This is a genomic window from Massilia sp. CT11-137 (assembly GCF_047302885.1).
Taxonomy (GTDB): Bacteria; Pseudomonadota; Gammaproteobacteria; order Burkholderiales; family Burkholderiaceae_D; genus Telluria; species Telluria orientalis.
Genome location: NZ_JBKYMP010000002.1, coordinates 1350167 through 1376629, shown reverse-complemented (window position 1 = coordinate 1376629; position 26463 = coordinate 1350167). Strand labels below are relative to the sequence as shown.

Annotated in this window: 24 protein-coding genes; 14 read left to right on the top strand and 10 right to left on the bottom strand. The window is 66.4% G+C overall.

Annotated elements, in window-relative coordinates:
* The first annotated feature begins 52 nt into the window (after positions 1-52).
* On the top strand, positions 53-1147 hold the full coding sequence (locus ACEN98_RS22845; RefSeq protein WP_413387236.1) for an acyltransferase family protein: 1095 nt from the start codon (positions 53-55) through the stop codon (positions 1145-1147).
* Here ACEN98_RS22845 and ACEN98_RS22840 read toward each other — a convergent pair.
* Complete coding sequence (locus ACEN98_RS22840) at positions 1140-1928, bottom strand: helical backbone metal receptor (protein WP_413387235.1); 789 nt, start codon at positions 1926-1928, stop codon at positions 1140-1142. The genes ACEN98_RS22845 and ACEN98_RS22840 overlap by 8 nt on opposite strands.
* Positions 1929-2036: 108 nt before the next feature.
* Between ACEN98_RS22840 and ACEN98_RS22835 the strand changes: the two genes are divergently transcribed.
* The 3 genes from ACEN98_RS22835 (at position 2037) to ACEN98_RS22825 (ending at position 5805) form a co-directional block, all read left to right on the top strand.
* Positions 2037-2990, top strand: coding sequence for a GGDEF domain-containing protein (locus tag ACEN98_RS22835; RefSeq protein ID WP_413387234.1), 954 nt, complete (start codon positions 2037-2039; stop codon positions 2988-2990).
* 76 nt (positions 2991-3066) lie between these two features.
* Complete coding sequence (gene sbcB / locus ACEN98_RS22830) at positions 3067-4515, top strand: exodeoxyribonuclease I (protein ID WP_413387233.1); 1449 nt, start codon at positions 3067-3069, stop codon at positions 4513-4515.
* A gap of 45 nt (positions 4516-4560) precedes the next feature.
* Positions 4561-5805, top strand: coding sequence for an MFS transporter (locus tag ACEN98_RS22825; RefSeq protein ID WP_413387232.1), 1245 nt, complete (start codon positions 4561-4563; stop codon positions 5803-5805).
* A gap of 98 nt (positions 5806-5903) precedes the next feature.
* Here the strand turns inward: ACEN98_RS22825 and pyrF are convergent, their stop codons facing one another.
* Complete coding sequence (gene pyrF / locus ACEN98_RS22820) at positions 5904-6725, bottom strand: orotidine-5'-phosphate decarboxylase (protein WP_413387231.1); 822 nt, start codon at positions 6723-6725, stop codon at positions 5904-5906.
* Positions 6726-6878: 153 nt separating this feature from the next.
* On the opposite strand from pyrF, the gene ACEN98_RS22815 reads away from it, so the two are divergent.
* From ACEN98_RS22815 to ACEN98_RS22785, 7 genes are all read left to right on the top strand, one after another.
* Positions 6879-7457: a LemA family protein gene (locus ACEN98_RS22815; RefSeq protein ID WP_413343666.1), complete on the top strand. Its 579-nt coding sequence runs from the start codon at positions 6879-6881 to the stop codon at positions 7455-7457.
* Positions 7458-7466: 9 nt separating this feature from the next.
* Positions 7467-8327 carry a TPM domain-containing protein gene (locus ACEN98_RS22810; protein ID WP_413387230.1) on the top strand — a complete coding sequence of 287 codons (861 nt, stop codon included), beginning with the start codon at positions 7467-7469 and terminating at the stop codon, positions 8325-8327.
* Complete coding sequence (locus ACEN98_RS22805) at positions 8327-8836, top strand: TPM domain-containing protein (protein ID WP_413387229.1); 510 nt, start codon at positions 8327-8329, stop codon at positions 8834-8836. The genes ACEN98_RS22810 and ACEN98_RS22805 overlap by 1 nt, the downstream gene beginning before the upstream one ends.
* A gap of 103 nt (positions 8837-8939) precedes the next feature.
* Positions 8940-9719, top strand: a complete 780-nt coding sequence (locus ACEN98_RS22800; protein ID WP_413387228.1) for an SDR family NAD(P)-dependent oxidoreductase — start codon at positions 8940-8942, stop codon at positions 9717-9719.
* 534 nt (positions 9720-10253) lie between these two features.
* On the top strand, positions 10254-10577 hold the full coding sequence (locus tag ACEN98_RS22795) for a hypothetical protein (RefSeq protein WP_413387226.1): 324 nt from the start codon (positions 10254-10256) through the stop codon (positions 10575-10577).
* A 72-nt stretch (positions 10578-10649) separates the two neighbouring features.
* Positions 10650-11051: a VanZ family protein gene (locus ACEN98_RS22790; RefSeq protein ID WP_413344336.1), complete on the top strand. Its 402-nt coding sequence runs from the start codon at positions 10650-10652 to the stop codon at positions 11049-11051.
* Between the two features lie 141 nt (positions 11052-11192).
* Positions 11193-11864, top strand: coding sequence for a hypothetical protein (locus tag ACEN98_RS22785; RefSeq protein WP_413387225.1), 672 nt, complete (start codon positions 11193-11195; stop codon positions 11862-11864).
* A 22-nt stretch (positions 11865-11886) separates the two neighbouring features.
* Here the strand turns inward: ACEN98_RS22785 and ACEN98_RS22780 are convergent, their stop codons facing one another.
* The 6 genes from ACEN98_RS22780 to ACEN98_RS22755 form a co-directional block, all read right to left on the bottom strand.
* Positions 11887-14490: an NAD(P)-binding protein gene (locus ACEN98_RS22780; protein WP_413387224.1), complete on the bottom strand. Its 2604-nt coding sequence runs from the start codon at positions 14488-14490 to the stop codon at positions 11887-11889.
* Positions 14491-14712: 222 nt separating this feature from the next.
* Positions 14713-16515 (bottom strand): glycoside hydrolase family 2 protein, encoded by a 1803-nt coding sequence (locus tag ACEN98_RS22775; protein WP_413387223.1) that lies wholly within the window; start codon positions 16513-16515, stop codon positions 14713-14715.
* Positions 16502-17614 carry a galactokinase gene (gene galK / locus ACEN98_RS22770; RefSeq protein WP_413387221.1) on the bottom strand — a complete coding sequence of 371 codons (1113 nt, stop codon included), beginning with the start codon at positions 17612-17614 and terminating at the stop codon, positions 16502-16504. Before galK ends, ACEN98_RS22775 begins: the two co-directional genes overlap by 14 nt.
* 1 nt (position 17615) lies before the next feature.
* Positions 17616-18719, bottom strand: a complete 1104-nt coding sequence (locus ACEN98_RS22765; RefSeq protein WP_413387220.1) for a M24 family metallopeptidase — start codon at positions 18717-18719, stop codon at positions 17616-17618.
* Positions 18716-19810, bottom strand: coding sequence for a galactose-1-phosphate uridylyltransferase (gene galT, locus ACEN98_RS22760; RefSeq protein WP_413387219.1), 1095 nt, complete (start codon positions 19808-19810; stop codon positions 18716-18718). The genes ACEN98_RS22765 and galT overlap by 4 nt, the downstream gene beginning before the upstream one ends.
* Positions 19811-20132: 322 nt before the next feature.
* Positions 20133-21674: a dipeptidase gene (locus ACEN98_RS22755; RefSeq protein ID WP_413387218.1), complete on the bottom strand. Its 1542-nt coding sequence runs from the start codon at positions 21672-21674 to the stop codon at positions 20133-20135.
* Positions 21675-21793: 119 nt separating this feature from the next.
* On the opposite strand from ACEN98_RS22755, the gene ACEN98_RS22750 reads away from it, so the two are divergent.
* Positions 21794-22648, top strand: coding sequence for a pirin family protein (locus tag ACEN98_RS22750; protein ID WP_413387217.1), 855 nt, complete (start codon positions 21794-21796; stop codon positions 22646-22648).
* A gap of 64 nt (positions 22649-22712) precedes the next feature.
* Here ACEN98_RS22750 and ACEN98_RS22745 read toward each other — a convergent pair whose 3' ends face one another.
* The gene (locus ACEN98_RS22745; protein WP_413387216.1) at positions 22713-23081 is read right to left on the bottom strand and encodes a hypothetical protein; all 369 of its coding nucleotides are present in this window, start codon (positions 23079-23081) and stop codon (positions 22713-22715) included.
* Positions 23082-23413: 332 nt separating this feature from the next.
* Between ACEN98_RS22745 and ACEN98_RS22740 the strand changes: the two genes are divergently transcribed.
* Positions 23414-24493 carry an asparaginase gene (locus ACEN98_RS22740; protein WP_413387215.1) on the top strand — a complete coding sequence of 360 codons (1080 nt, stop codon included), beginning with the start codon at positions 23414-23416 and terminating at the stop codon, positions 24491-24493.
* A gap of 31 nt (positions 24494-24524) precedes the next feature.
* Here the strand turns inward: ACEN98_RS22740 and ACEN98_RS22735 are convergent, their stop codons facing one another.
* The gene (locus ACEN98_RS22735) at positions 24525-25850 is read right to left on the bottom strand and encodes an IS4 family transposase (RefSeq protein WP_413380582.1); all 1326 of its coding nucleotides are present in this window, start codon (positions 25848-25850) and stop codon (positions 24525-24527) included.
* Between the two features lie 163 nt (positions 25851-26013).
* Here ACEN98_RS22735 and ACEN98_RS22730 point away from each other — a divergent pair, with 163 nt between their 5' ends.
* Positions 26014-26460: a MarR family winged helix-turn-helix transcriptional regulator gene (locus ACEN98_RS22730; RefSeq protein ID WP_413387214.1), complete on the top strand. Its 447-nt coding sequence runs from the start codon at positions 26014-26016 to the stop codon at positions 26458-26460.
* The last annotated feature ends 3 nt before the right edge of the window (positions 26461-26463 follow it).

Genomic DNA, 26463 nt, shown 5'->3' with positions numbered 1-26463 from the left:
CTTGCGTCATCCGGAGCGTCCATATACGCTTGTCCGGACAACTGCAAGCATCATGACCACGACTGCACAACCCACACCCGTCGCCCGGACCGACAAGCTCCTGACCATCGAAGCGGCCCGCGGCATTGCCGCCCTGCTCGTCGCCTTCTTCCACGGATCGCACGTCGTCGAACTGGCCCAGCCCGACCGCGGCGCGCCGTTCGGCGGCTTCTTCGCCTTCGGCCACGCGGGCGTGCCGTTCTTCTTCGTCCTGTCCGGCTACATCATCTATTACATCCACCATGCCGACCTCGACCGTTCCGGCAGGCTGGGTTCGTTCGCGTGGAAGCGCGCGACGCGCATCTATCCGCTGTACCTGGTCGTGATGGTCCTGATCACCGCGAAATATTGGTTCGCGGGGAACCTCGCGTGGGATTACTGGGTGAAATCCGTGCTGCTATTGCCGCAGAGCCAGTTGCCGATGCTGATCCAGTCCTGGACCCTCGTCCACGAAGTCCTGTTCTACGCCCTGTTCGGCCTGGCCATCTGGCGCGTGCGCGTGAGCCGCTGGGTGCTGCTTGCCTGGGCGATCCTGTTCTGCACGGCGCGCGTGGTCGATCTCCAGCTGCCGGCCGGGCTGTTCGGCGACACCGTCCGGACGCTCGCCTCCCCGTACAACCTGCTGTTCCTCCTCGGCATGGGCGTCGCGTGGGTGCTGCGCCACCGCACGATCCGCTTCCCGCGGCTGCTCGCGCTGGCGGGGGGCCTCGCCTTCCTGGCCACGGGCCTCGTGGAGGACACCGGTCTCTACAAGAGCATGGCCGAGCACGGCCTGTTGCCGGTCGTGCTGTACGGCGTGAGTTCCGCCTGCATCATCATTGGCCTCGTCGCGGCCGAGGCCGCCGGCAACCTGCGCGTGGGCCGCATCGGCGGCCTGCTGGGCGCGCTGTCCTATCCGCTCTACCTCACGCACGGCATCGCGATCAGCATCGCCGTCGAGGCCGCGCGCAAGCTGCACTACGCCGGATCGGGCGCCCTGCTGCTGACCGGTGCCGTGGCCGTGGCCTGCGTGGCGGCACTGGTCGTGCACCGCTGCGTCGAAAAGCCGGTGGCCAGGTGGCTGCGCAACGTGTGGGCCCGCCGCGGCGCGGCCCCGGCCTTTACTTGAGCGTCTGCAGGTAACGCAGCCCGGCCAGCGCACGGCTGCCGTACCACGACATCATCTCGCCGTCGACGAGAACCACGGGAATCCCCAGCTGCTTTTCCAGCGCGTCCGTGTGCTCTTCCGTGAAGCGGTAAGGCTCGGTCGACAGGAGCACGGCATCGAGCCCGTCGACGAGCGCCTGCGACCAGGCGAAGCGCGGATACCGGTCCGTGCCCAGGTCCGGCACGCGCCAGCCCAGTTCGGCCAGCATGTTCGCGATATACGTGTCCTTCGACACCGTCATCCACGGATCCTGCCAGATGCAGTAGAGCACCGTGCGCGCCGGTCCCTTCGGCGACGCGTGCAGCGCCGCGTACTCGGCCTCGAAGGCAAGGCACCAGCGCGCGGCGGCCTCTTCCGCGCCGAAGATCCCGCCCATCAGCCGCGCCAGGGGCACATTGTCGCGCGGCGTGTTCGGATGCGTGACGACGACGTGCGGCACGAACCCGGCGAGTTCCTCGACGGTCGGCTTGGCGTTCTCGTCGATGTTGACGACGACGTGCGTGGGCGCGAGCTTGCGGATCTTCTCGATGTTGACGTCCTTGGTGCCGCCCACCTTGGGGATGGCCGCGACCACGTCGCGTGGGTGGATGCAGAAACCGGTGCGGCCGACGAGCTTGCCGGCGAGGCCCAGGTCGCACAGCAGCTCGGTGATCGACGGCACGAGGCAGACGATGCGCGCTGCGGGCGCGGGTGCGTGCTGGTGGCCGAGGGCGTCGACCAGGAAATCGGGGGTGGTAGTCATGCCGCCATTGAAACACTGTTGTTTATCGGCGCCAAGCTTCGGCGCTGGTGTTTCGTTAAGGTATCATGCGAGGTTGTCAATATAAGTTGTCGCCTGGCAGTCAATCCGATGATCGTGACCGGCACTTTCGGTGCATCCCCCTACCGCATTCGCGACTTGCAGCTCTTTCGCGACATCGACGATCCCGCCGTCACGCAAGCGCTCGCCGATTCCCGGCTCGTGCGGCTGCCGCGGGGCGAAGCGCTCGAGGACGGCCTGCGCGCCCGCCTCTACATCCTGCTCGCGGGCAGCCTCGCCGTGGAGGGCGCGCTGGGCGAAGGCAATGTCGAGCGCATCCTGCCGGGCGAAAGCGTGGGCGAGCAGTCCGTGCTGGACGATGCCGCCAACCTCGACGCCATCGTCGCGCTGGAAGACAGCGAGCTGCTCGTCATCGAACCCGACCGCGTGTGGCAATTGATCGATGGGCACAACGGCGTGGCGCGCAACCTGCTGCGGCTGCTGTCGTTCCGCATCCGCGCGACCAACGCCCGCCTGCGCCGGCGCCAGAAGCTGGGCGAGTTCTACCGCCAGCTGTCGTTCAACGACGGCCTCACGGGCCTGTACAACCGCGCCTGGCTGAACGACGCGCTGCCCAAGCTCGTCACGCGCACGCGCCAGGACGGCGGGCCGCTGTCGCTCGTGATGATCGACCTCGATCACTTCAAGCGCTTCAACGACACACATGGCCACATCGCGGGCGACGCCGCCCTGTGCGCGGCCGCGGGCGTGATCCGCGCGGGCCTGCGCCCGACCGATTTCGCCGTGCGCTACGGCGGCGAAGAAATGATGGCGATCCTGCCCGCCACCCCGCAGGCGCAGGCGCTGACGGTCGCCGAGCGCCTGTGCGCGCGCATGCGCGAGGCCGTCGTGTTCGACGACATGCGCCTGCCGCTGCCGCACGTCACCGGATCGTTCGGCGTCGCCACGCTGCTACCCGGCCAGGACGAACGGGGCCTGATCGAGGCCGCCGACGCCGCGCTGTACCGCGCCAAGGAAGCGGGACGCGACCGGATCGGCACCTGAAGTTCACTAAGGTTCCCAAAGCCGGATTGAGCCGGTGCTAGGCCGTGCGAATCATGCACGTTAGAATGGCGCCACGATGAGCAACCACACCTTCCTCTGGCACGACTACGAGACCTTCGGCGCGGAACCGCGGCGCGATCGTCCCGCACAGTTCGCCGCGATCCGCACCGACGCCGACCTCAACGAGATCGGTGAACCGATCATGTTGTATTGCCAGCCGGCGCCCGACTACCTGCCCGACCCGCAAGCCTGCCTGATCACCGGCATCACGCCGCAGCACTGCCTGGAACACGGCGTGCCCGAGCATGAATTCGCGGCCCGCATCTGCGCCGCGTTTTCCGAGCCGGGCACGATCGGCGTCGGCTACAACACGATCCGCTTCGACGACGAGGTCACGCGCTTCCTGCTGTGGCGCAACCTGATGGACCCGTATGCGCGCGAATGGCAGAACGGCTGCGGCCGCTGGGACATGCTCGACGTCGTCCGCATGGCCTATGCGCTCCGTCCGGACGGCATCACGTGGCCGCGCCACGACGATGGCCGCCCCAGCTTCAAGCTCGAACACCTCACGCGCGACAACGGCCTCGTGCACGACGCCGCGCACGACGCGCTGTCCGACGTGCGCGCCACCATCGCGCTCGCGCGCCTGCTGCGCAGCAAGCAGCCGAAGCTGTTCGACTTCTGCCTGGAACTGCGCCGCAAGGACAAGGTCGCGGAACAGATGGGCCTGCACCTCGACCGCGCACTGCGCCAGCCGTTCCTGCACGTATCCGGCATGTTCCCGGCCGAGCGCGGCTGCCTGGGCGTCGTCTGGCCGCTCGCGACGCATCCCACGAACAAGAACGAAGTCCTCGTGTGGGACTGCCGCCACGACCCGTCCGAACTGTTCAACCTGAACGTCGAAACGATCCGCCAGCGCCTGTTCACCCGTGCCGCCGACATGCCGGAAGGGATGACGCGCCTCCCGATCAAGAGCGTGCACCTGAACAAGTCGCCGATGCTGGTCGGTAACCTGAAAACGCTCAGCACACAGATGGCGGCCCGGTGGGAACTGGACGTCGAACAATGCCTCGCCCACGCCCGCAGCGCCGCGGCCGGGCCGGACATGACGGCGATCTGGCAGAAGGTGTTTCAGCGCGAGGCGGTCACCGCCAGCGTCGACGTCGACGAAGACCTGTACGGCGGATTCGTCTCGAACGGCGACCGGCGCCGGCTGGAATCATTGCGCGCGGAAGCCGCGCCGAAGCTGGCGACCTTGCGCCCGTCGTTCGAGGACGAGCGCCTGTCGCACCTGCTGTTCCGCTACCGCGCCCGCAACTTCCCGCACACGCTGGGCGAGGACGAGCAGCAGGCCTGGGAAGACCACCGCGCCGCGCGCCTGTTCGACGGCGCGGGTGCTGCGCGCACAGTCGATCAATTGTTTGCCGAGATCGACGCGCTGTCCGAGACGGCGGACGAGCGCGCTGAAGAAATCCTCGGAGCCCTGTATGATTACGCGGAGATGATCGCCCCCAGCCGGTACTGACCGGCATGACGGTGGGCACGTTTCATTTGAGGCGCCTGGCCTCGAATGCCCACCATTCACACCTCGATGTCCCGCGCCTTTCGCTCGCTCAGCAACTTCAATTACCGCCTCTGGGCCATCGGCGCCCTGGTCTCCAACGTCGGCACGTGGATGCAGCGTACCGCGCAGGACTGGCTCGTGCTGACGGAACTGACGCACCACAACGCGTCGGCCGTCGGCACCGTGATGGCCCTGCAGTTCGGCCCGCAATTACTCCTGCTGCCGTGGACGGGCTGGGCCGCCGACCACGTCGACCAGCGCAAGCTGATGATGGTCACCCAGACCGCGATGGGCACGCTCGCCCTCGTGCTCGGCGCGATGACGCTGGCCGGCGTCGTCGCGCTGTGGCACGTGTACGTGTTCGCCTTCCTGTTCGGCTGCGCCTCGGCCTTCGACGCGCCCGTGCGCCAGACGTTCGTCGCGCACCTCGTCGGGGATGCCGATTTGCCCAACGCGGTCGCGCTGAACTCGACGTCGTTCAACGCCGCGCGGATGATCGGTCCCGCGGCCGCCGGCCTCCTGATCGCCGGCGTCGGCACCGGCTGGGCATTCGTCGTCAACGGGCTGTCGTACGTCGGGGTCCTGTGCTCGCTGGCCTGGCTGCGCAAGGACGAGCTGCACCCGCGCGCGCCCGGGAGCGCAGGCGGGCGGGGCATGCTGGACGGCGTGCGCTACGTATGGAAGCGGCCGGACCTGATGGCGCTGCTGGGCATGCTGTTCCTGATCGCCACGTTCGGCCTGAACTTCCCGATCTTCATCGGCACGATGGCCGTCTCTGTGTTCCATACGGATGCGCGGGGCTACAGCCTGCTGTCGTCGACGATGGCGGTCGGCAGCGTCGTCGGCGCGCTCCTCGCCGCGCGCCGCGAGCATACCCGGTTCAGCGCACTCGTCGTCGGTGCCGGCGTGTTCGGCGCCGGCTGCGCGCTGGCGGCCGTGTCGCCCGGCTACCTGTGGTTCGCGGCCGCGCTGGCGCTCACGGGCGTGGCCGCCCTCACCTTCACGAATACATCGAACAGCCTGCTGCAACTGTCCACGGAACCCGCGATGCGCGGCCGCGTGATGGCGTTGCGGCTCGGCATTGCCTTGGGCACGACGCCGATCGGCGCGCCCATCGTCGGCTGGGTGGCCGACCATGTGGGGCCGCGCTGGGCGCTGGGCGTCGCCGCCGCATCGGGCTTCGCGGCGCTGGCGGTCGGGATGCGCTACCTGGCTGTCGCCCGCCAGCGCGGGGACGGCCAGATACGGTAGGGTGGGCGGCCCTCCGCCCACCAAGCGTATGCGTCGCGCTCACGCATGGTGGGCACAGGGGCGGGGTCCCCCCGCCCCCCGCCTACTGGGACGGACTCTTAGCCGCGGTGCGCGTTGATAGCGTCGCGCGTCGCGAGCGCCACGCGGCGCGCGGCCGCGGCGAAGTCTTCATCGCCCTGCGGCTGCGCGTAGATGATGGCGCGCGAGGAATTGATCATCATGCCCGTGCCGGCGGCCGTGCGGCCCGATTTGACGGTCGCCTCGATGTCGCCGCCTTGCGCGCCGATGCCGGGCACGAGCAACGGCATGTCGCCGACGATGGCGCGCACTTGCGCCAGTTCTTCGGGGAACGTGGCGCCCACGACGAGGGCGCACTGGCCGTTCCTGTTCCACTTCTCCGCGACGAGGCGCGCCACATGCTGGTACAGCGGCTGGCCGCCCACGTCGAGGAATTGCAGGTCGGAGCCGCCCGCGTTCGACGTGCGGCACAGGACGATCACGCCGCGGTCTTTCCACTCCATGTACGGTTCGACCGAGTCGAAGCCCATGTACGGGTTCACGGTGACGGCGTCGGCGCCATAGCGGTCAAAGGCTTCGCGCGCATACTGGTGCGCGGTCGCGCCGATGTCGCCGCGCTTGGCGTCCAGGATCAGCGGGATGTGGGAATAGTTCTCACGGAGGTAGCGGCAGATGGCTTCCAGCTGGTCTTCCGCGCCGAGGGCGGCGAAATAGGCGATCTGAGGCTTGAAGGCGCAGGCCAGGTCGGCGGTGGCGTCGATGATGGCCTTGCAGAACGCCACGATGCCGTCGGGGCGGCCCTGCAGGTGCGCGGGGAAGCGGGCCGTGTCCGGGTCGAGTCCCACGCACAGCAGGGAATCGTTGCGCTTCCAGGCGGCGTTCAGTTTGTCGATGAAGTTCATGGGCGGCCTCTCTGATCTGATTGCAAACCCTCTATTGTAGCCTTCCGCCCGTTTGTCTCGCCATCGCTGTAGCATTTCGGTTATATTTTGGCCATTCGACAACTAATTACGGGTCCTCAGATGAAACCTTCCCTGTTCACGCGCTGGGCCGGCATGCTGCTGGCCGCCGTACTGGCCGCCACGCTGCTGTCGGGCTGCGGCTACAACCAGTTCCAGGCCAAGGACGAGGCCACCAAGGCCGCGTGGGCCGAGGTCGTCAACCAGTACCAGCGCCGCGCCGACCTGATTCCCAACCTGGTGAACACGGTCAAGGGCTATGCGACGCATGAAAAGGAGACGCTGGAAGCCGTCACGCGGGCGCGCGCGGCCGCGACCAGCTTCCAGATCACGCCGGAAGTCTTGAACAACCCGGAAGCCTTCCAGAAATTCCAGCAGGTGCAGGGTGAGCTGTCGAGCGCGCTGTCGCGCCTGATGGCCGTGTCGGAGAACTATCCGCAGCTCAAGGCCGACGCCAGCTTCCGCGACCTGCAGTCGCAGCTGGAAGGCACGGAGAACCGCATCACGGTGGCCCGCCAGCGCTATATCGCAGCCGTGCAGGACTATAACGTGACGGTCCGCAGCTTCCCGACCAACCTGACCGCCATGATGTTCGGCTACCAGGCCAAGCCGTCGTTCACGGTCGAGAACGAGAAAGCCATTTCGACGGCGCCGACCGTCAACTTCGGCAAATAAGGCCATGCCATGAACGCCCTGCCGCGGTTGCTGTGGGCCTGGATGCTGACCTTGCTGCTGGCCTGCCAGGCGCACGCCCAGCAGTTCAAGCCCGTGCCGGCGTTGCGCGCGCGCGTCACCGACGAGATCGGCATGCTGACGCCGGACCAGCGCCAGAAACTGGAAGGCGTGCTGGCCGATTACGAGGCCAAGACGGGCAGCCAGATCGCCGTGCTGCTGATATCGTCGACGGAACCGGAAGCCATCGAGCAGTACAGCATCCGCGTGGCCGACGAATGGAAGCTTGGACGCAAGGGTGTCGACGACGGCGTGCTGCTGGTCGTTGCGAAAGACAATCCGAAGGCGCTGCGCCGCCTGCGCATCGAGGCGGGGCGCGGCGTGCAGGGCGTGCTCACGGATGCGCAATCGAAGCGTATTCTGGAAGACACGATCGCCCCGCACTTCCGCCAGCAGGACTGGTACGGCGGCCTCGTCGCGGGCGTGGGTGCCATCGCCACCCTGCTGAACGAGGAAAAATTCCCCGCACCGCAGGCGCAGCCGACCGCGCAACAACAACAGGAGGATGACGGCCCCAACATCGTCGTCAGCATCTTCCTGATCCTCGTCGGCATCACCGTCCTGCGTTCGGTGTTCCGCCCGCGCCGCACGCACCTCGCGCAGCCCGGCCGCTACGGCGCCGGCTGGGGCAGCGGCACGACCGGCTTCATCCTCGGCAACATCCTCGCCAACACGGCCCACCAGCACGACAACGACCGCTGGCGCGGCGGCGGCGGCGGCTTTTCTGGCGGCTTTTCGGATGGCGGCGGCGGCGGCTTTTCGGGCGGTGGTGGCGGCAGCTTCGACGGCGGCGGCGCCTCGGGAGACTGGTGATGGACGAACCGAACCGCCTGCGGCGCGCCCTGCGCCATCTACTCAGCACGCGCAACGAAGCCGAGCGCGCGTTCCCGCCGGAAGCCCTCACGGCGATCATGGAAGCCATCACGGGGGGCGAACAGACGCACCGCGGCGAAGTGCGGCTGATCGTCGAAAAAGGCATGCCGCTGTCGCTCGCGTGGGCCGGCGTGACGACCCGCCAGCGCGCCATCGCCCTGTTCGCCGACTACGGCATCTGGGATACCGAAGACAACTGCGGAGTGTTGATCTACGTAAATCTTGCCGACCGGAAGGTCGATATCATTGCCGACCGGGGCATCGACCGCAAGATCGACGCGGCCACGTGGCAAGGCGTGTGCGACACGATGACGCGCGGCTTCGCCCGCGGCGAGTTCCACGCGGCGACCCTGGCCGCGATCGCCCAGGTGAACCAGCTGCTGCGCCAGCATTTCCCGTCCGGCGGCGCGCGGCCGAACGAATTGCCGGACCGGCCCGTGATGCTTTGAACGATCGGCACCTTCGACGGCGGCGGCGCCTCCGGAGACTGGACGACTGACCCGTCCCGCTACAATGGCGGCCTTTTCTTTTCACCGCAGCAGCGAGGACACCATGAAACTCATCGATAAAGTCGCCATCGTCACCGGCGCCAGCCAGGGCATCGGCCTGGCGTGCGCCGAACGCCTCGTGCGCGAGGGCGCGCGCGTGATGCTCGTCGACGTGCGGCCCGAAGGCGCGGCCACGGCCGCGGCGCTGGGCGACACTGCCCGCTTCTTCCAGGCGGACGTGAGCGTCAAATCCGAAGTCGACGCGATGGTCGCCGCCACGCTGGCCGCGTTCGGCCACGTCGACATCCTCGTCAACAATGCCGGCGTCACGCATGCCGCCGATTTCCTCGACCTCGACGAGGAGGATTTCGACCGCGTCCTGCGCATCAACCTGAAGTCCATGTTCCTGTGCAGCCAGGCCGTCGCGCGCGGAATGGTCAAGCGCAACGATACGCAACAGCGCGGGTGCATCATCAACATGTCGAGCGTGAACGCGGAGCTGACGATTCCAAACCAGATCCCGTACGTCGTGTCCAAGGGCGGCGTCAACCAGCTCACGCGCGTGATGGCCATCAGCCTGGCCCAGCACGGCATCCGCGTCAATGCGATCGGCCCGGGCACGATCCTGACGGAACTGGCGAAGCAGGCCGTGCTGGGCAGCCCGGAGGCGCGCCACACGATCCTGTCGCGCACGCCGCTGGGCCGCTGCGGCGAACCGGAAGAAATCGCCGCCATCGCCGCGTTCCTCGCCAGCGACGATGCGTCGTACATGACGGGCCAGACGTTGTATGCGGACGGTGGCCGCATGGCGCTGAACTACACGGTGCCCGTCAAGAATGAATAGCGAGCTGAACCATTATCACCCGGGGCAATGACAGATATCCGAATTCATCATTGGACACATATATCGCACCGCAACATAATGGCACCTGTCTCCACTATTCTCCTCCAAGAAAATAGTTTGAAGCCCGCTAACAGCGGGCTTTTTTTTTATCGGCGTCACGCGACGTGACCGGTCCCATCCGAAAACGTTCCGGCACAAAGGGGCACACCCTTGATATGTGTCATCACCCTTTCACATTGTGTCTTTATACTGAGTTCATCTGCATACACGCAACCGATATGCGTGATCGCAGAAGGTGTGTCGCTCGCGGCACACCGCACCGGATTCTGCGTCTCTTGGCCCGATCTTGGGTTGTGCCCGTCCTCCGTTGGCGGGCATTTTTTTGTTCCGTATCCTTGTTGTTGTGTTCGCCACGCACTGGACAAATCTTTCGTTGTCGTACTTGAACCATCTCAGGTTTCCGCTATGATGAAATTCGCGCCTCGCGATTTTTCCAGTCGCGTGGGGACAAGACTATTCCAAGGAGCCGGTCCAATGACTTTACCTGTACCTGAGACGATGTCGCCACCCCAGCAGCACCCCGAACCATCGCGCCGCCGCCATGCGGAACCGGAAGACTGCCTGGTTCTCAGCGAGCTCAATCCGCGCATGGTCGTCGACCACCTCGACGATGACGGGCAACCCCTTAACGTACTGACTTTCGGCAGCGTCCGGGAGATCTGTCCCAAATGCCAGAGCGGCCACTTGAAACTGGTCCTGCGCCAGTCCTCGGTGCGCGTGGCCCACCTGTTCTGCGCCGACTGCGCCAGCTGTTTCGACGCCCACTACCCGAACGGCGCGCCAGCCCTCACGATCTGAGGCCGGCACACGTGTCATGTGCACGTGCACAACGAGCATGGTAAGGTGAGCGTTTTTCCGAGCTGCCTTGCCATGACGATGCCTTTATTCGCCTTCCTGCAGAATCCGCGCGTGCGCCTGCTGTGCCTTGCCGGAGCCGTCCTGGTGTATGTGACAATCATTACGGTCGGCAACGTTCCAGGCGCCCGCGCCGACATCGCCGCCTACGCACCGGGAGCCGTCCTGCATTCGATCGCCTATGCCGTGCTGGCTGCGCTGTGGTTCAGCGGCAGCCGCGGCACGCCGCTCGCACGCGCCTGCAAGGCCGTGCTGGCGGTCGCGGCGATGGGCGCGGGCGACGAATACGTGCAGAGTTTCTTTCCCTACCGCGGCGCCAGCGTGCGCGACTGGGCCGTCGACGTCAGCGCCGCCATCGTGGTGGGCAGCGTGATGGCCCTGCTGGCAGCGCGCGCCACCGTCGACGCCGGACGCTGAGCCGGCGCGCCACGACTTTGACGTGGCTCATGTTCAACGACAGGCAGTTTGAACGCCGATACCGAACACGCCTCTTACCAAAGTGGCACGCGGCATCGTCACTCATCTAACCTGACACTATCCCATCAGAAGGAGTTGATCATGAAGCAAAAACACCAGAGCGTCTTCCTGGCGGGCTTGCTGGCGCTGGCAGTCGGGCTGTCCGCGTGCAGTTCCTGGCGCGGCGGCGGCATGGGCAGCAGCGGCAGCAGCGGCGGCGGCGAGACAGGCAGCAGCGGCACGGCCACGGGCACGTCGACCAGCGGCGGCATGTCGGGCACCGGCGGCGGCACCGGATCGCAAGGATCGGGCAGTTGGGGTGGCGCCAGCGGGTCCTCGGGCTCGTCCGGTTCCTCCGGCAGCTCCGGCGCGGCGGGCAGTTCGAGCGGCTACGACACGTCCGGCTCGCAAGGCACCTCCGGCATGATGCAGGACCAGGGCGCCAGCACCGGCAGCGGCATGACCGGCGGCAGCCAGAGCAGCTACGGCGCGTCGGGCGGCGGCACGGCCGCGTCCAGCATGAGCCCGAACGCCACCGTCGCCGCCATCGAAGTCATGCCCCGGTCGAGCAGCGCCGCCACCGAAGGCGATACCAGCGCCAGCGCCGCCATGGGCAGCAGCGCCGGCGGCACGACGGGTTCCTCGTCCGACCGCGTCTACCGCGTCACCCTGCGCATGGACGACGGCAGCACGCAGGTCGTGACCCAGCAGGCGACGCCGGATTTCCGCACCGGCGACCGGGTCAGCCTGTCCGGCGGCGCCATACAACACTAGGCAGCACCAGGCGGGCGCGCGCCTATTCCGAACTGGCTTTCTGCGCCCGCGCGCGCTTGGCATGCACGATGTCGGCGCCGCGCTTGCCGGCCAGCAGGGCGTGGTCGGAATTGTAGTATTCCCACTCGCTGTAGCGGCCGACGAGCGTGATGTCGTACTGCTTCAGCCATGCCTTGCACGTCTCGACGTTGCGGGCGCGCGCGTGGTCGTACAGCACGTAGGCGTACGGCATGTCGACCTGGTTCGCGGCGAGGATCGTGTCGCCGTCCTGGATCATGCCGACCTTGCGGCAATCCTCTATGGCACGCGCGATCAGCGCCTCGCCGTCGACTGGCAGCGGTTTATACGGTGAATACGAGATCTCGCAGGTGAAGCCGAAGCCGCCCGGCGGATTGCAGCCTGGGCTCGCATTGCCCTGCACGAAGATGCGGTGGAAGATCGTGTCTTCCGGGTAGTAGATCCAGTGCTTGTCGGTGGCGACGCGGTCGATGCCGATGTTCACGCAGCGGATCGACACGTGGCGCAGGCCCTTTGCCGCCGCCCTCACCTCTTCCGGCGCCTCGTTGCCGATCGCCTTGATCAGCTCGGGCAGCGGCATCGTGGAAATCAGGTCGTCGTAGCGGAAGCGGCGCCCGTCGCGCAGGGCGACGATGTGTTCGCGCGGCAGCACCTGCACGACGTCGGCATTCAGTTCGATCTTGCCCTTGATATGCGGGAGGAAGCCGTTCATCAATGCCTGGAAGCCGCCCTTCAGCGGATAGCCGAAACGGGCGTTCGGCCCCAGCGGCTTCGGCGACGGTTCCAGCGCGCCCTGGATGATCTCTTCCAGGTTCGGCAGCGGCACGCGGCCGCCCAGCCACGACGTCTCCATCTCGGACAGCGGCACCGTCCAGATCTTGCGGTTGTACGGGATGGCGAAGTGCTTCGCGATGCCCTTGCCCCAGACCTTGTAGATGAACTGTTCGAAGTTCTTCACTTCGCCTTTCACCGAACGGTCGGTATTGCACACGTCCGTCGTGCCGTCGGCGCAGCAGTCGTCGACGGCCTGCGCGGCCGCCGTCCTGCTCTCCGCGCTTTCGTAGCGCGCCTCGATGGCGCCCATGACGCACTCCGTGACGACCTTCGGCGGCAGGCCGTACAGCGCGCCCTGGAACGGGTAGCGGGTGTGGACACCCTTGCTGTAGATCCAGGCTTCGCGGTTCTGCCAGTGCACGTTATCGCCCAGCAGCACCTCATACATCTTGAGGACGTAGGGGTCGTTCGAGAACATGATGTGGCCCGCGTGATCGAACGTGAAGCCGTTGTCCTCGATGGAGCGGCACCAGCCGCCGACGGATTCGTTGCGGTCCAGCAGCAAGGTATCCGCACCGAGGTGGTACGCGGCCGACAGCCCCGTCGGTCCGCCGCCGATGACGACCGTGCCCACGTGCGGCTCGTGCGCGCGCAGCGTGTTCACTTTCGACCCGCGCAAGGACGCGGCGGCAGGATCGTTGGCCGCATCCAGGCTGCGCGGCGTGGCGCGCCGGTCCGTGTGCGGCGGCGCCGTGTCGATCAGCTCGCGCATGCGCGCGGCCGTGTTGTCCCACGACGTGGCGGCCACGACGGCCTGCATCGCGTCGACCATGTGGCGGCGCTGTTCGGAGGTCTGCGCGAGTGCCGCCTCGCAGGCCGCGACGAATTCGTCAGGCGTGTCCGCGATGGCGACCACGTGGCCGTAGGGATTGGCGACATCGGCGATCGGCGTGCTGACGATCGGCAGTTGCGCCGCCATGTATTCGAGCACCTTGGTGGGGCTGATGAACCTGGTCGCCTCGTTGATGGCGAACGGCATCAGGCACACGTCCCAGCCCGCCAGCAGGTCGGGTAAGGCGGCGTACGGCTGCTGGCCCAGGTAGTGGATGTTGGGGCGGCGTGGAAGACGCTCCGGATCGATCTTGACGACCGGTCCGGCCAGCACGATCTGCCACTCGGGGTGCGCGTCGGCGACGACGCCGGCGAGGTCCGGGTTGAAGCGCTCGTCCAGCACGCCGTAGAAGCCGAGGCGCGGGTGCGGGATGGCGTCCTGCTGAGGATGCGTGCGCGTGCGGTCCAGCGCCTGCTGGAAGTGCACGACGTCGACGCTGCTGGAAAAGCAGTGGACGTTCGGGTGGCGGTGGCGCTTGGCCTCGTACAGGCTGGGGCCGCCGGCGAACACGAGGTCGGCGATGGAGAGCAGTGCGCTTTCACGCTGCAGCAATTGCTTCGGAGGATTGCGGAACGAGGCCAGTTCATCCATGCAGTCGTACACGACGAGCGCGGGCCGCAACGATTGCAGCAGCGGCAGGGCCATCGGCGTGTAGAACCACGCGACGACCTCCTCTCCTGGCGGTGCCAACTGCGCGACCATGGGCTGGAGCAGCCGCAGCTGGTCGTCGTGGAAACCGTTGGCGTGGATCGGGGTGTGCGCGCGGCACACGGTCACGTTCGGAGCGGGGCTGGATCGTTCCATGAACGGGGCGCCGTCATCGTACACCGGTTCCTCGACGAACAGGACCGGGTAATGCTGTGCCAGGCGCGACAGCAAATGCTGCGGCCGCTGGAACACGAAATCCCAGCGCAGGTGGCTGAAAACGACGATCGTGGACATGATGGCTCCTTCTCGCCCGCGCGGGGCGTTCAATTGATCGGTGGCGTGGGCCGACCGACCGCGCCGCTGCGGCGAACGCTCTGCACGCGGCACGGACGAGCGAACCCGTCCACAGCGTGGCCAAGGGTGAGCTAATCAACCGTGGCCGCGCTGCGATGGGGCGGGCGCCCAAAGGGTGCCGTGCTCGCGTCGGGGTTCGGAGCGCGCCGGGCGGCGCCTGCGTCAGCCCGGCTTGTCTCCCTCCTCTTCCACGTCCTTGGGTTCGAGGGCGACGTTGCGCGTTGCCGCGCTGATCAACTCGAACGGCAGCTTGGGTGTACGGTCCGCGTTGAGCAGGCCGTTCGCTTCCTGGAACGTGTCGGCGAACTGGGTATAGCAGAAGCCGCTGAACATGAAGGTCTCGTTGACCACCTTCAGCAGATCTCGGTACAGCGCGTGATAACTCTCGGCCGTATGGGCACGGGTATAGCCCCACGTGCCGTCCTCGGGCGTCGCGTTCGGATCGAATGCGATGCCGCCGAATTCGGTAAGCACGATGGGCTGGCCGCGGTGCGGGAAGCCGTCCAAGGTGAGGATGCGTCCGCCAGGGCGGCGCTGGTCGAACAGCGTGCGTACGGGGTCGGAGACCTCGTAGCGCGACTTCAGCTTGTCCGGATTGCAGTCGTAGTCATGGATGCCCAGGATGTCGGTGGCCGAGGCTTCCCAGCCGTCGTTGCCGATCACCGGGCGGGTCGCGTCGAGGGTGCGCGTCAGGTGGTACAGCGCCTCGACCGCGTTGCGGTGCGCCTGGGTCAGCGTCAGGTTCGGCACGCCCCAGGATTCGTTGAACGGCACCCACACGATGATGCACGGGTGGCTGTAGTCGCGCTCGATCGCCTCCGTCCATTCCTTGACGATGCGCGTGATCGCGCGCGGCGAGAACCGGTAGGCCGATGGCATCTCTTCCCACACGAGCAGGCCCAGCCTGTCGGCCCAGTACAGGTAGCGCGGGTCTTCGATCTTCTGGTGCTTGCGCACGCCGTTGAAGCCCATCAGCTTGGCCAGTTCGACGTCGCGTTTCAAATGCTCGTCGGACGGCGCCGTCAGGAACGATTCGGTCCAGTAGCCCTGGTCCAGCACGAGGCGCAAGGGATACGGGCGGCCGTTCAGCAGCAGGCGGTCGCGGTTGATGTGGAACGCGCGCAGCGCCGTGTACGACCTGACCGTGTCGACGACCTTGTCGCCACAGCGCAGGATCACCTCCGCGTCCAGCAAGGTGGGCCGCTCGGGGCTCCACAGCAGCTCGTTGCGGGAATCGTCGATGCCGGGGTCGGACAGCGCGATCTTGCGGTTCGCCTCGCCCTGCAGCAGCTTGTAATTGTCGTCCGCGAGCAGCTGTTCGCCGTGCCAGATCTTGACCTCGACGAACATGTCTTCCTGGATGTCGCCGCCGGCAAACACTTCGCAGCCGATCTCGAACGTCTCGAAGATCGGCGTCCAGCGCAGCGAACGGATGAAGGTGCGCGCCACCTTCTCGATCCACACGGTCTGCCAGATGCCGGTCGTGCGCGGATACCAGATCGAGTGCGGTTCCAGCAGCCAGTCCTGCTTGCCGCGGGGCTTGGCGAGGTCGGCCGGATCGTCCTCGACGAACACGGTCACGGTCTGCCTGCCGTTGCCGTTCAGCGCGGACGTGATGTCGGCACTGAACGGCGTGTGGCCGCCTTCGTGCTCGGCCACGAGCTGGCCGTTGACCCACACGCGGGAAAAATAATCGACGGCGCCGAAGTGCAGGATCACGCGCTCCTCGGACGGCATCAGCTCGAAGTCGCGCTCGTACCAGCAAAAGCGGTGAAAGCCGGTGTCCTGGATGCCGGACATCTCCGTCTCGGGTGCGAACGGCACGTTGATCTCGTGGGTCCAGCCGGTCACGCCGGCCGGCATCTTGTTGACCAGCTCATCGTCGAAACGGAAGCGCCATTTACCGTTCAGATTGATCCAATTGTCGCGGACCAGCTGCGGGCGGGGATACTCAAACTGGCTCATTGTTTTCCTTTCCTTGAGTCGGGACCGGGATCAGGATGCGACCCTGACGTCCTGCTTTGTTGTAGGTGGAGAGTGCAGTTTCCGCTGCCTGTCGTGCCGAATTTTCTTTACCTTCGGCGCGGCATAGTGCGACGCAGGCACCGCCGAATCCCGCGCCGGTCAAGCGTGCTCCGAGCACACCCGGGGCGGCGCGCAACGCGGCCACCAGCTGGTCGAGCTCGGGAATCGAAACCTCGTAGTCGTCGCGCAGGCTCTCGTGCGACGCGTTCATCAGTTCGCCGAAGCGCTCGGCCGACACGCCCTTCGCCGCTTCCAGCACGCGCAGGTCTTCCAGCACGACGTGGCGCGCGCGCCGGCGCAGCGGCTCGGGCAGCGACTCCACGGCCGCCGGGTCGGTCACGTCGCGCAGCGCCTTCACGCCCAGCTTGCGCGACGCCTCTTCGCATTCGGCGCGGCGTTCGTTGTACTTGCTGGCCGCGAGCGTGCGCGGCACGCCGGAGTCGACGACGATCAGCTCCGCGCCTTCCGGCAGGGGCACGAGATGGTGTTCCAGCGTGCGCGCATCGATGAACAGCATGCTGCGTTCGTCGCACAGGCTCGACGCCATCTGGTCCATGATGCCGCAGTTGACGCGGGCGAACTCGATCTCGGCGCGCTGCGCGATCTGCGCCAGTTTCACGTCGTCGAGGGAGAACCCGAGCAGGTTGCGCATGGCGCGCAGCATCGCCACTTCGAGCGCCGCGGACGACGACAGGCCCGAGCCGACGGGCAGGTTCGTGGTCACGAACACGCGCAGCGGCGGCACGGTGACGCCCGTCGCTTCCACGAGGCGGATGCAGCCTTCGATATAGCTGCCGAAGCCCTGCGGCGCACTGCCCCCTTTTGCCGCGAACGTGACGTTGCCGTCCAGGGTGCCGGAGTACAGGTGGTGCTGGTCGTCGTGGCTGCGCGCGAGGGCGATCTCGGTACGCTGCGGCGTCGCCACGGGCAGCATGTAGCCGTCGTTGTAGTCCGTGTGCTCGCCCAGCAGGTTGACGCGGCCGGGGGCCGACGCGAACGCTTCCGGAGCGCCGCCGAAGAAGGTCTCGGGATTGTTCATGTCATGTCACCTCCAGCCAGACAGGGCGCGCACGGCCCTGGATTGTCGTCGCTGGCCAGTCCGGATCCAGCGTCAGGTTGTCCAGCCCCTTCGCGCCGAGCAGGAACGTGTCTTCCACCTTCATACCGGCGAAGCTCGGGTTGAACGCGAACGCCATGCCCGTCTCGATCCCGGTCGCGGTGCTCGGACTCGCGACGATCTCGCGCGCCTGGTAACCCGTGATGCCGCCCTGGTGGTGCTCGCGGATCGCGTCCGGCCGGTTCACGTGGCGGTACGCGGCTTCCAGCGCGTGGTAGACGGCCGCCAGCGACTGGCCCGGACGCACGGCGTCGAGCCCCGTCGCTTCGACCTGCAGCAGGTCGGCCTGCGCATTGCGCTCGTCGTCGGAGAGCGGACTGAAAGCGACGCCACGCGACAGGCTCGCCACGAGGCCGTGACGGCGCGCGCAGAACACGAGCATCGCGCGTGCGCCCAGCGGCTCGTTGGCCGGCACGGGATGGCGGAACAGCGGCAGCCGCCGTGCGCCCGCGGCCAGCACGAGCGCGGGCTGGATCCCGCGTCGCCACAAGGCGTGTGCGCCTGCCGCCGCGAGTTCGAGTTCGGTCCATCCGGGCCGCGCGGCACGGAGTGTCTCCGCCATCGCGCTGGCCGCGTCGCGGCCCAGCGCGCGGTAGCGTTCCTGTTCGGCCGGCAGCAGCACCATGCGGCGCAGGCGCAGGCTCGCGGGCAGCGGCTGTTCGGCATGACTGTTGCCGTGGCGAGGATGGTCGGACAGCACGGCGCCGCCATTCGCCACGCCCAGCACATAAGTGTCGCGCAGCTCCGTCTCGGCCCACGGCGCGATGTGGAATGTGAAGCCCGGCGGAACCTGTTCCACGCGGAGGCGCTCGGCTTCGATGGTGTCCGTCAGGATCACGGCGTCGTCGCGCGTGACGAGCACCTCGGCCACGCCGCAATCGGCGCCCAGCAGCACGGACGAATCTCCGCCCGCCGTCGCCCACGCGAACCAGTCGGTGCCGCGCAGCCGGATCGCCTGCGCGCCTGCCTCCGCCAATGCCGCGCGCAGCAGCGCGAGCTTGTCCGCGACCTCGGCGGCGCGGCTCATGTCCCGTCCTCCAGCCGCACCTCGACCTGCTGCAATTCGTACGCCGTGGTCTCGGGCAGCACGTCCATCGCGAACATGCCGGCGCCGATCTCCGTGCCGGCCAGGTATTTCAGCCGGTCGCGCGTGCGGTACGGCGGATAGAACTGGCAGTGCAGCTGCGTCTCGGGGTGATCCGCGCCATCCGTCGGCGCCTGGTACCACGTCATCAGGTACGGGAACGGGCGTTCCCACAGCGTGTCGAACTTGAGCAGCACCGTCTTCAGCGCGCGCGCCAGGCTCGTACGCTGCGCGGGGCTCAAGGCCGCGAAATCCTTGCAGGGCGCGGTCGGCATCACCCACACCTCGTACGGATAGCGCGCGCAGGCCGGCACGAAGGCGATCGCCTCGTCGTCGCGGTACACGACGCGCTTCTCGTCGGCCGCCTCGTCGCGCGCCATGTCGCACAACAGGCTCGTGCCGTGCTGCAGGTAGTACTCGCGTTCCTGTGCGAGCTGGCGCGCGGGCACGGGCGGGATGAACGGGTACGCGTAGATCTGGCCGTGCGGGTGGTGCAACGTGACGCCCACTTCCACGCCGCGGTTCTCGAACGGCAGCACGTACTGGATGTGGTGCCGGCCACCGATCCTGCGCGTGCGGTCGCCCCACACTGCCAGCAGCAGTTCGATGCGCGCCAGCGGCAGCCGGCCCAGGGCCGCCTGCGGGTCCTGCGTGAACACGACGACTTCGCACTTGCCGTTGGCGGGCGCGGTCGGCACGGTGAGCGTCGGCGGCTCGTGCGCGTCCAGCGCGAGCGACGGAAAGCGGTTGTCGAACACGGCGATCTCGTAGTCGCCCGCCGGCATCTCGGTCGGGTGTTCGGGATCGCGCGTGGGGGCCAGCGGGTTGTACTGCGGGGGCGGCTGATACGTGCGGTTCTGGCGGAACGCTGCATATGCGACCCATTCGCCGCGCAGCGGATGCCAGCGCAGGTGCGGGTTGGCGTGTTGCGATTCGGCGAAGGGACTGGTCGCGACGATGCCGTCCGGGATGGGCCGGCTGCTGTACAACGTCAGGTGTCTTCCGTCAGGTTTGATCAGTTCTTGGCTGTGCATGGCATCGACAGGTCAGGCATTGCTACGTCAGGTCTGATCCTATCATGGCGTTTTCGCCACATTTTCTCGGGGCCACCTCTAGCTTTTCCGACAATCAACGGGGCACAGGGAGGCCGGTCGGGCGGCCGTGGCCCGGCCTGCTGTCTCTCCTAGGGAAACGGGTATTTATCCCCTATGAAGACCATGCTCATGTAGGCCTAAACCTACAAAACTTTTGGAAGAATTTACACATTTTGGCGAGAAGCTGGCCTACATGACTGCCGGGCGTCCAACATCGTGAAGCGCCCCCGGAAACGGACCCGGCGGCGCTGCATTGCGACATCTATTTCGCGAGCTCGGCGAGCACGGCCGTGTACATCTGCAGGTTCAGCAGGAGCTGCTTCGTGGTGATGAACTCATGCTCCGAATGGCCCGTGTAGACCGTGCCCGGCATTGCCGGGCCGAAGCTGACCGCGTGCGGGAACAGGCGCGAATTCGTGCCGCCGCCGATCGCGACCGGCTTCGGATCCTTGCTGCCCGTGAAGTACGCGAACGTCTTCATCAGCACCGGCAGTTGCGGCGCATCCTTCTGCACCCATGGTTCGCCGATCTGCATGTTCACCTTCGCCAGCTGCACGTGCGCGCCCTGCCACTGCGCGAGCGCGGCGTTGATCTCGTTGGTCAGCTGTTCGGTCGTCTTGCCTTGCGGCCTTCTGAGGTTGATCGCGACTTCAAGGCCACCAAACGGCGCGCCGCCATCCTGCTGGCGGATCACGGTCGGCGCGAACGTCATCGGGCCCATGAATGCGTCGCGGTAGGCGATGCTGCCGAACTTCTCGCCGTAGTAGCCGGTACCCACCATCTCGTTGAGAAAATTCACCAGCGCGCCTGCCGTCGTGTCCGGCCATGCCTGCACGGCGAGCGCGTCGGCCAGCATGCTGATCGCGTTGACGCCGTCTTCCGGTTTCGACGAGTGCGCCGACAGGCCCTTCGCGACGACGAGCAGGTCGCCGTCCTTGCGCTCGAACTGGTAGTGCATGCCCGTCTGCTTGCCGGCGCGCGCGCGGATCTGCGCTTCCAGTGCCGGCGTCGCGTTGGCGATCGTGGCCTGCGCATCTTCCGGAATCTGGCTGCCGAAGAAGCCGCCCCTGAATGCCTTGACGAACGGGCTGCCCGCCGGCGGCGCGGCCGTGGTGGCCGGCATCGTCACGGCCAGCGTGCCATAGCCCTTCTCCGCCGTCACGGCCGGATACTCCGCATCGAGCGTGATGTTCATCTGCGGCAGCGGGTGCGTCTTGATGAAGGCTTCCAGCGGACCCCAGTCCGATTCCTCGGCCATGTAGACGTACAGTTCGATACGCCTGGACAGCGGCACCTGCAGGTCCTTCAGCGACTTCATCGCATACAGCGCGGTGGCGATCGGGCCCTTGTCGTCCTCGGCGCCGCGCGCCAGCAGGCGGCCCGGCTCGCTCGTGCGGTCCAGCTCGAACGGCGACTTCTTCCACTTGCTCGCGTCGACGGGCTGCACGTCGCCATGCGCGACGAGGCCCACGCGCTCAGCGCCCTTGCCCAGGCCGACGATGGCCACGCAGCCGTAGTCCGCATAGTCCAGGCCCAGGCGCGTCGCTTCCTGTTTCAGGGCGTCCTTGAACGCCTGGTGGCGCGGGTTGCGGTCGCACGGGATGTCCTTGTCCGCGACCGTGTTGTAGCTGACCAGTTTGGCCAAGGTGTCGACGACGTCGTCGCGGTACGCCGTGACGGCATGTTTGGCCGCCTTGATCGCCGTGTCGCCGGGAACGGCCTGGGCGGGTGCGCCCGTCGCGCTTGCTGCCCAGGCGAGGCTGATGGCCACGGCCAGGTTGCGTGCGCTGGTCTTCGTATGCATTGTCTCCATCTCCAAGTGAAAGGGGGAAACGAGCATAGCAGGGATGCGTAAAGATTGCTGGCGACTCCTCCGCGCGCAATCGGTTATCGTAGTCGCTGCACATTCGAACGAAGACGAACATGACCCACAAGATCATCCGGCGCGTGCACCCCGCGCTGCGCGACGACATCGGCGACCTCATCACCCAGCGCCCCGTGCCGGGTCCGCATCTCGACCAGGTCGATCCGTTCCTGTTCCTCAACCATCACGGCCCGCAGGTCTATCCGCCGCATAACCGCGGCCTGCCGTTCGGCCCGCATCCGCACCGCGGCTTCGAGACGGTGACGTTCATCCTCGACGGCCTGCTCGCGCACCGCGACAGCACGGGCCATGAAAGCGTGATCGGCCCCGGCGGCGTGCAATGGATGACGGCCGGCCGCGGCATCGTGCATGCGGAAGTGTCGCCGCGCGAGTTCATGGAACGCGGCGGGCCGCTCGAGATCCTGCAATTGTGGGTCAACCTGCCGCCCGCGCTGAAGATGACGGCGCCCCGCTACATCGGGCTGCAGCGCGACGAGATTCCCGTCGTGGACAAGGGCGATGGCGTGCGCGTGCACCTCGTGTCGGGCACGTATGGCGGCGTGACGGGGCCGATCACATCGCTGACGGATGTGTCGCTGTGCACGGTGGAGATGAACGCGGGTGCGCGCCTGCACGTGGATGGACTACTCGACCGCAACGTGTTCCTGTACGTCGTGCGCGGCGTGATCCAGGGGGTGCCGGAAACGGTCAGCGCAATGCACCTTGCGGAGTTCGATGCGGAGGGCGATGAACTGGACATCCTGGCCGACCACGACAGCGTGCTGCTGCTCGGTCACGCCTTTCCGATCCGCGAACCCGTCGTGGCGCACGGGCCGTTCGTGATGAACACGCACGAAGAAATCCAGCAGGCGATCATCGATTACCAGGCCGGGCGCTTCGGCGCGCCGATCTGACCCGCGGTTGACATGCGCCGGCCCGGTCCGCATCGGCCAGGCCGGCCGTGTTCGGCGCCGCGCATCAGCGCGCGGCCTGGTTGACGACGACCTCGTCGGCGAACGGCACCTGGTTGAAGGCGATCTGGGCACCCGTGTCGCGCGTGACGAATTTCTTCGGAGCGACCGGCACCATTTCCTCGCGCTTGCCGTCCAGGTCCACGTACAGCTTGTTCATCCGGTTGGTGACCGTGATCGTGCGGCCGTCGGTGAGGCGGAACGAACCGCGCATGTGTTCGGCTTCATCCTGGGTCAGGCGGTAGGCGGTGTGCGTCGACGACGACATCGTGACGGCGCTGGCGGTGGCCGAGGACGGCGCGATGGACGGGTCGGCGAAAGCGCCCAGGGACAGGGTGGCGGCGGCGGTGAAGACCAGGGCTTGTACGATACGCATGATTGCTCCGAGATTAATTTTCGATATGTATTACGGACCATGAGCACAATTTCAAAAGAATCGTCGGATGCTCTAACGGTCCACCGTTTTTCGTATCACCGCGTCGTTAATGTGCGGCGAGTGATGACAGTGTAGGAAAGGCGGATTGAGGCGTCATCGGCGAGACGCCAAAGCGTCGAAATGGAGGGATGAACTGTCGAAAAACCGGACCGAAATGCTGTGGATGCATATAGTTTTTGGCATCGTTCCGGGCCGCGTTTGCGCTCCCCGGGCGGCCGGAATCCGTTACAGTGTCGGCTTCGAACAGCCCATCCAGACGAAGGAGCGAACCGATGCATCCAGTGCCTTTGGTCGCCACCACGCGTGGCTATCCGCCCGACGGCGAGCTTGCCGGCGGCTACGCGGTCGAGAACATCCATTACGGTTCGATCGCCGTCGTCGACGTCGCCGGCCGCCTGCTGTGGTCGGCGGGCGATCCCGACTTCATGACCTTCACCCGTTCCGCGCTGAAGCCGTTCCAGGCCCTGCCCTTCGTGCTCGACGACGGCCCCGCGCGCTTCGGTCTCACGCGTGCCGAGCTGGCCCTGCTGTGCGCCAGCCACTCGGGCGAAGAAAAGCACCTGGTGGGCGTGACGTCCATCCTCGACAAGATCGGCCTGGACGAAAGCCACCTCGCCTGCGGCTGCGCGGCGCCGCTCTACTACGACGCCGTCGGGCTGCCCGTGCCGGCCGAACGCCGCTGGCGCACGGTCCACCACAATTGCTCGGGCAAGCACAGCGGCTTCCTCGCCTGGTGCCGCCTGCACGGCGCGCCGACGGAAGGCTATGTCGATCCCGCGCACCCGCTGCAGCGCGCGATCCGCAGTACGCTGGCCGACTGCGTGCAGATGACGGAAGACACGCTCCCCACGGGCATCGACGGCTGCTCGGCGCCGAACTACGCGATGCCGCTGGCACGCCTCGCGCACCTGTACGCGCGCCTCGCGCAAGGCAGCGCGGACGCGCGCCTCGGCGCCGCGCTGGGCGACCTGTTCGACGCGATGACGGCGCATCCCGACATGGTGTCGGGCGACGCGCGCACCGACCTCGCGTGGATGCGGGCCGGCGGCGGCGACTGGGTCGCGAAGATCGGCGCGGACGCGGTGCAGGCCATCGGCATCCGCTCGGCCGGCATCGGCATCGCGATCAAGGTGGCCGATGGCGCCGTCCGCGCGCTGCATCCGGCCACGTTCGCCGTGCTCGATCAACTGGGCCTGCTGGACGACACGCGCCGCCGGCATCTCGAGCAGTACCGCGCACCACCCATCAGGAACGCGCGCGGCGTCGTGGCCGGCGACGTGCACGCCGTGTTCACCTTGGACAAACCGGGGTCAGAGCCCGATTTTGGGCAATTGATTAAAAACGGGCTCTGACCCCTAATGCCTGACCCCTAATGCCGTTCAGTTAAGCTAGCTTCTTGACCTTCCGGACGGCATAACGCTTTGGCGTTGCCTTGACGGCCCGGTCGCATTTGCGGCCGGGCCGTTCGTCTTTCAGGAGGCTAACCAGCCTTTCCCGCAAGTGTCTCATCGACGCAGGCAATTTTCCATACGATCTCGTGACGCCGGCCCAGTGCAGTTCGAATTGGATCAGGTGGAATGCCCGGATGAAGCTGACCTCGGTCGGCTCGCACTTCACCGCCAGCGCAGCCTTGGCGATCTCGAGCCGGATCAGGTTGTAGGCGATAAGCGTTCCCCAGATTTCCTGATATACGCCATCCGTTGTTTTCGAGCGCAGCGTCAGTGCCGTGCCGAGCATCGTTTGCTTGAGCTCCCGGTAGCTCGTTTCAATCCCCCAGCGCTTGTCGTAACAGGCGGCGATATCGCTTGGCTTGTAGCGACGACGGTCGCGCAGCGAGGTCAGCAGGATGCGTTTGCGCGCCTGTGCGTCGACGACGGTGATCGCGCGCGCTTCCCAGAACTCGGGCAATTCTGCGCACTTGGCCCTGGCCTGGGGCGACACACGCATGCGCACCAGCATATCGTCGCTTTCGGCTTCGAGCGCTTCCCACTTGGTGTTCGATTTGGCTGGAATGATGTAGTGCCGTTCGGCGCCGCTGCCTGTCAGGCCGCACAAGATTTCGGCCGAGAGAAAGCCTCGATCAAAGACCGTCAGCGATTCATCCGGAATAGCCTCGACAAGCTGCTTTGCGTACAGCATTTCATTGGTCGAGTATGGGCCGAACGCGGCACTATGCACCAGGTGCGTGGGCAGCGACGTGAGGGTGACACCGCGCACTTGCGGATAGCTGGCGACCGTATCGCTGGCGTAACTCTGGGCGCCAAAGTGATTGCGATTTTCCGCAGTGTCGTGCGTGCGCAAGGTCGTCCCGTCCATGGCGAACAGCTGCAGTCCTTTGAACAGGTAAGCCTTCCTGTCCTGCGTCACCCAATGCCTTGCCGAGCGCTCGAATAGCCACTTCAAGGGCTCAGGTCCGACGCGCTGGCGCGCTTGGGCCGCAGCGCTTTTGCTGACGAACGGCGTCTGCGCGTCCGGTAGCGCCAAACCAAGATCATCCAGCACTTCGCTGATCGATTTGTGCCGATACAAAGCCAGTGCCACCATCAGCCATACAACCTGCTCGGCAGGCAGGCGACGATGTCGGATACTCGTCGCTTCCGTGCTCATGACGGCCTGCTCGATCCATTCGTATGGCAAATGCTCCCCCAACCTTGCCCAGTCGGGAGCCTCAAGATGATTTGCCAGAAAATGCAGAGTGTCGTCGAACATGGCGACGAAGGTTAACAGCGATGCCCGGCGTTTACAACGATTAAATAAAAATGCCGTTCAGTCTTAACTGAACGGCATTAGGCTCTGACCCCGGTGTTGTCACTTGCGCAGTTCGGTTGCGCAGCATAAAATCGATAGGTTCCTATCTATTTTATGGCTAATGATGAGCAAACTACCTGAGTCGGTCGAGGAACGCTTCTCGGCGGCCCTGCACACGAGCGCGCGCCTGTGGCGGCTCGCGCTGGACAAGCGCCTCAAGCACCTGGGCATCGGCCAGTCCGGCTGGATGACGATCGCGATGATCGCCAAGTCGGGCGCGCCGATGTCGCAGCGGGCGCTGGCCGACCTGGTCGGCGTCGAGGGGCCGTCGATGGTGTCCATGCTCGACCGCCTGGAGCGCGACGGTTTCGTCACGCGCGCGCCTTCGCCCACCGACCGTCGCGTCAAACTCGTGCAGCTGACCGACACCGGCAAGACCGTCTACGCCGAGGTGCTCGCGGAAGCGCAGCCGTTCCGCGCCGACCTGCTGGCCGGCCTCGACCGCGAAGCGCTGGCCGCCGCGACCGTCCTGCTGGAAACCCTCAGGAAGCGCCTCGAGGACGGCCTGTGACGA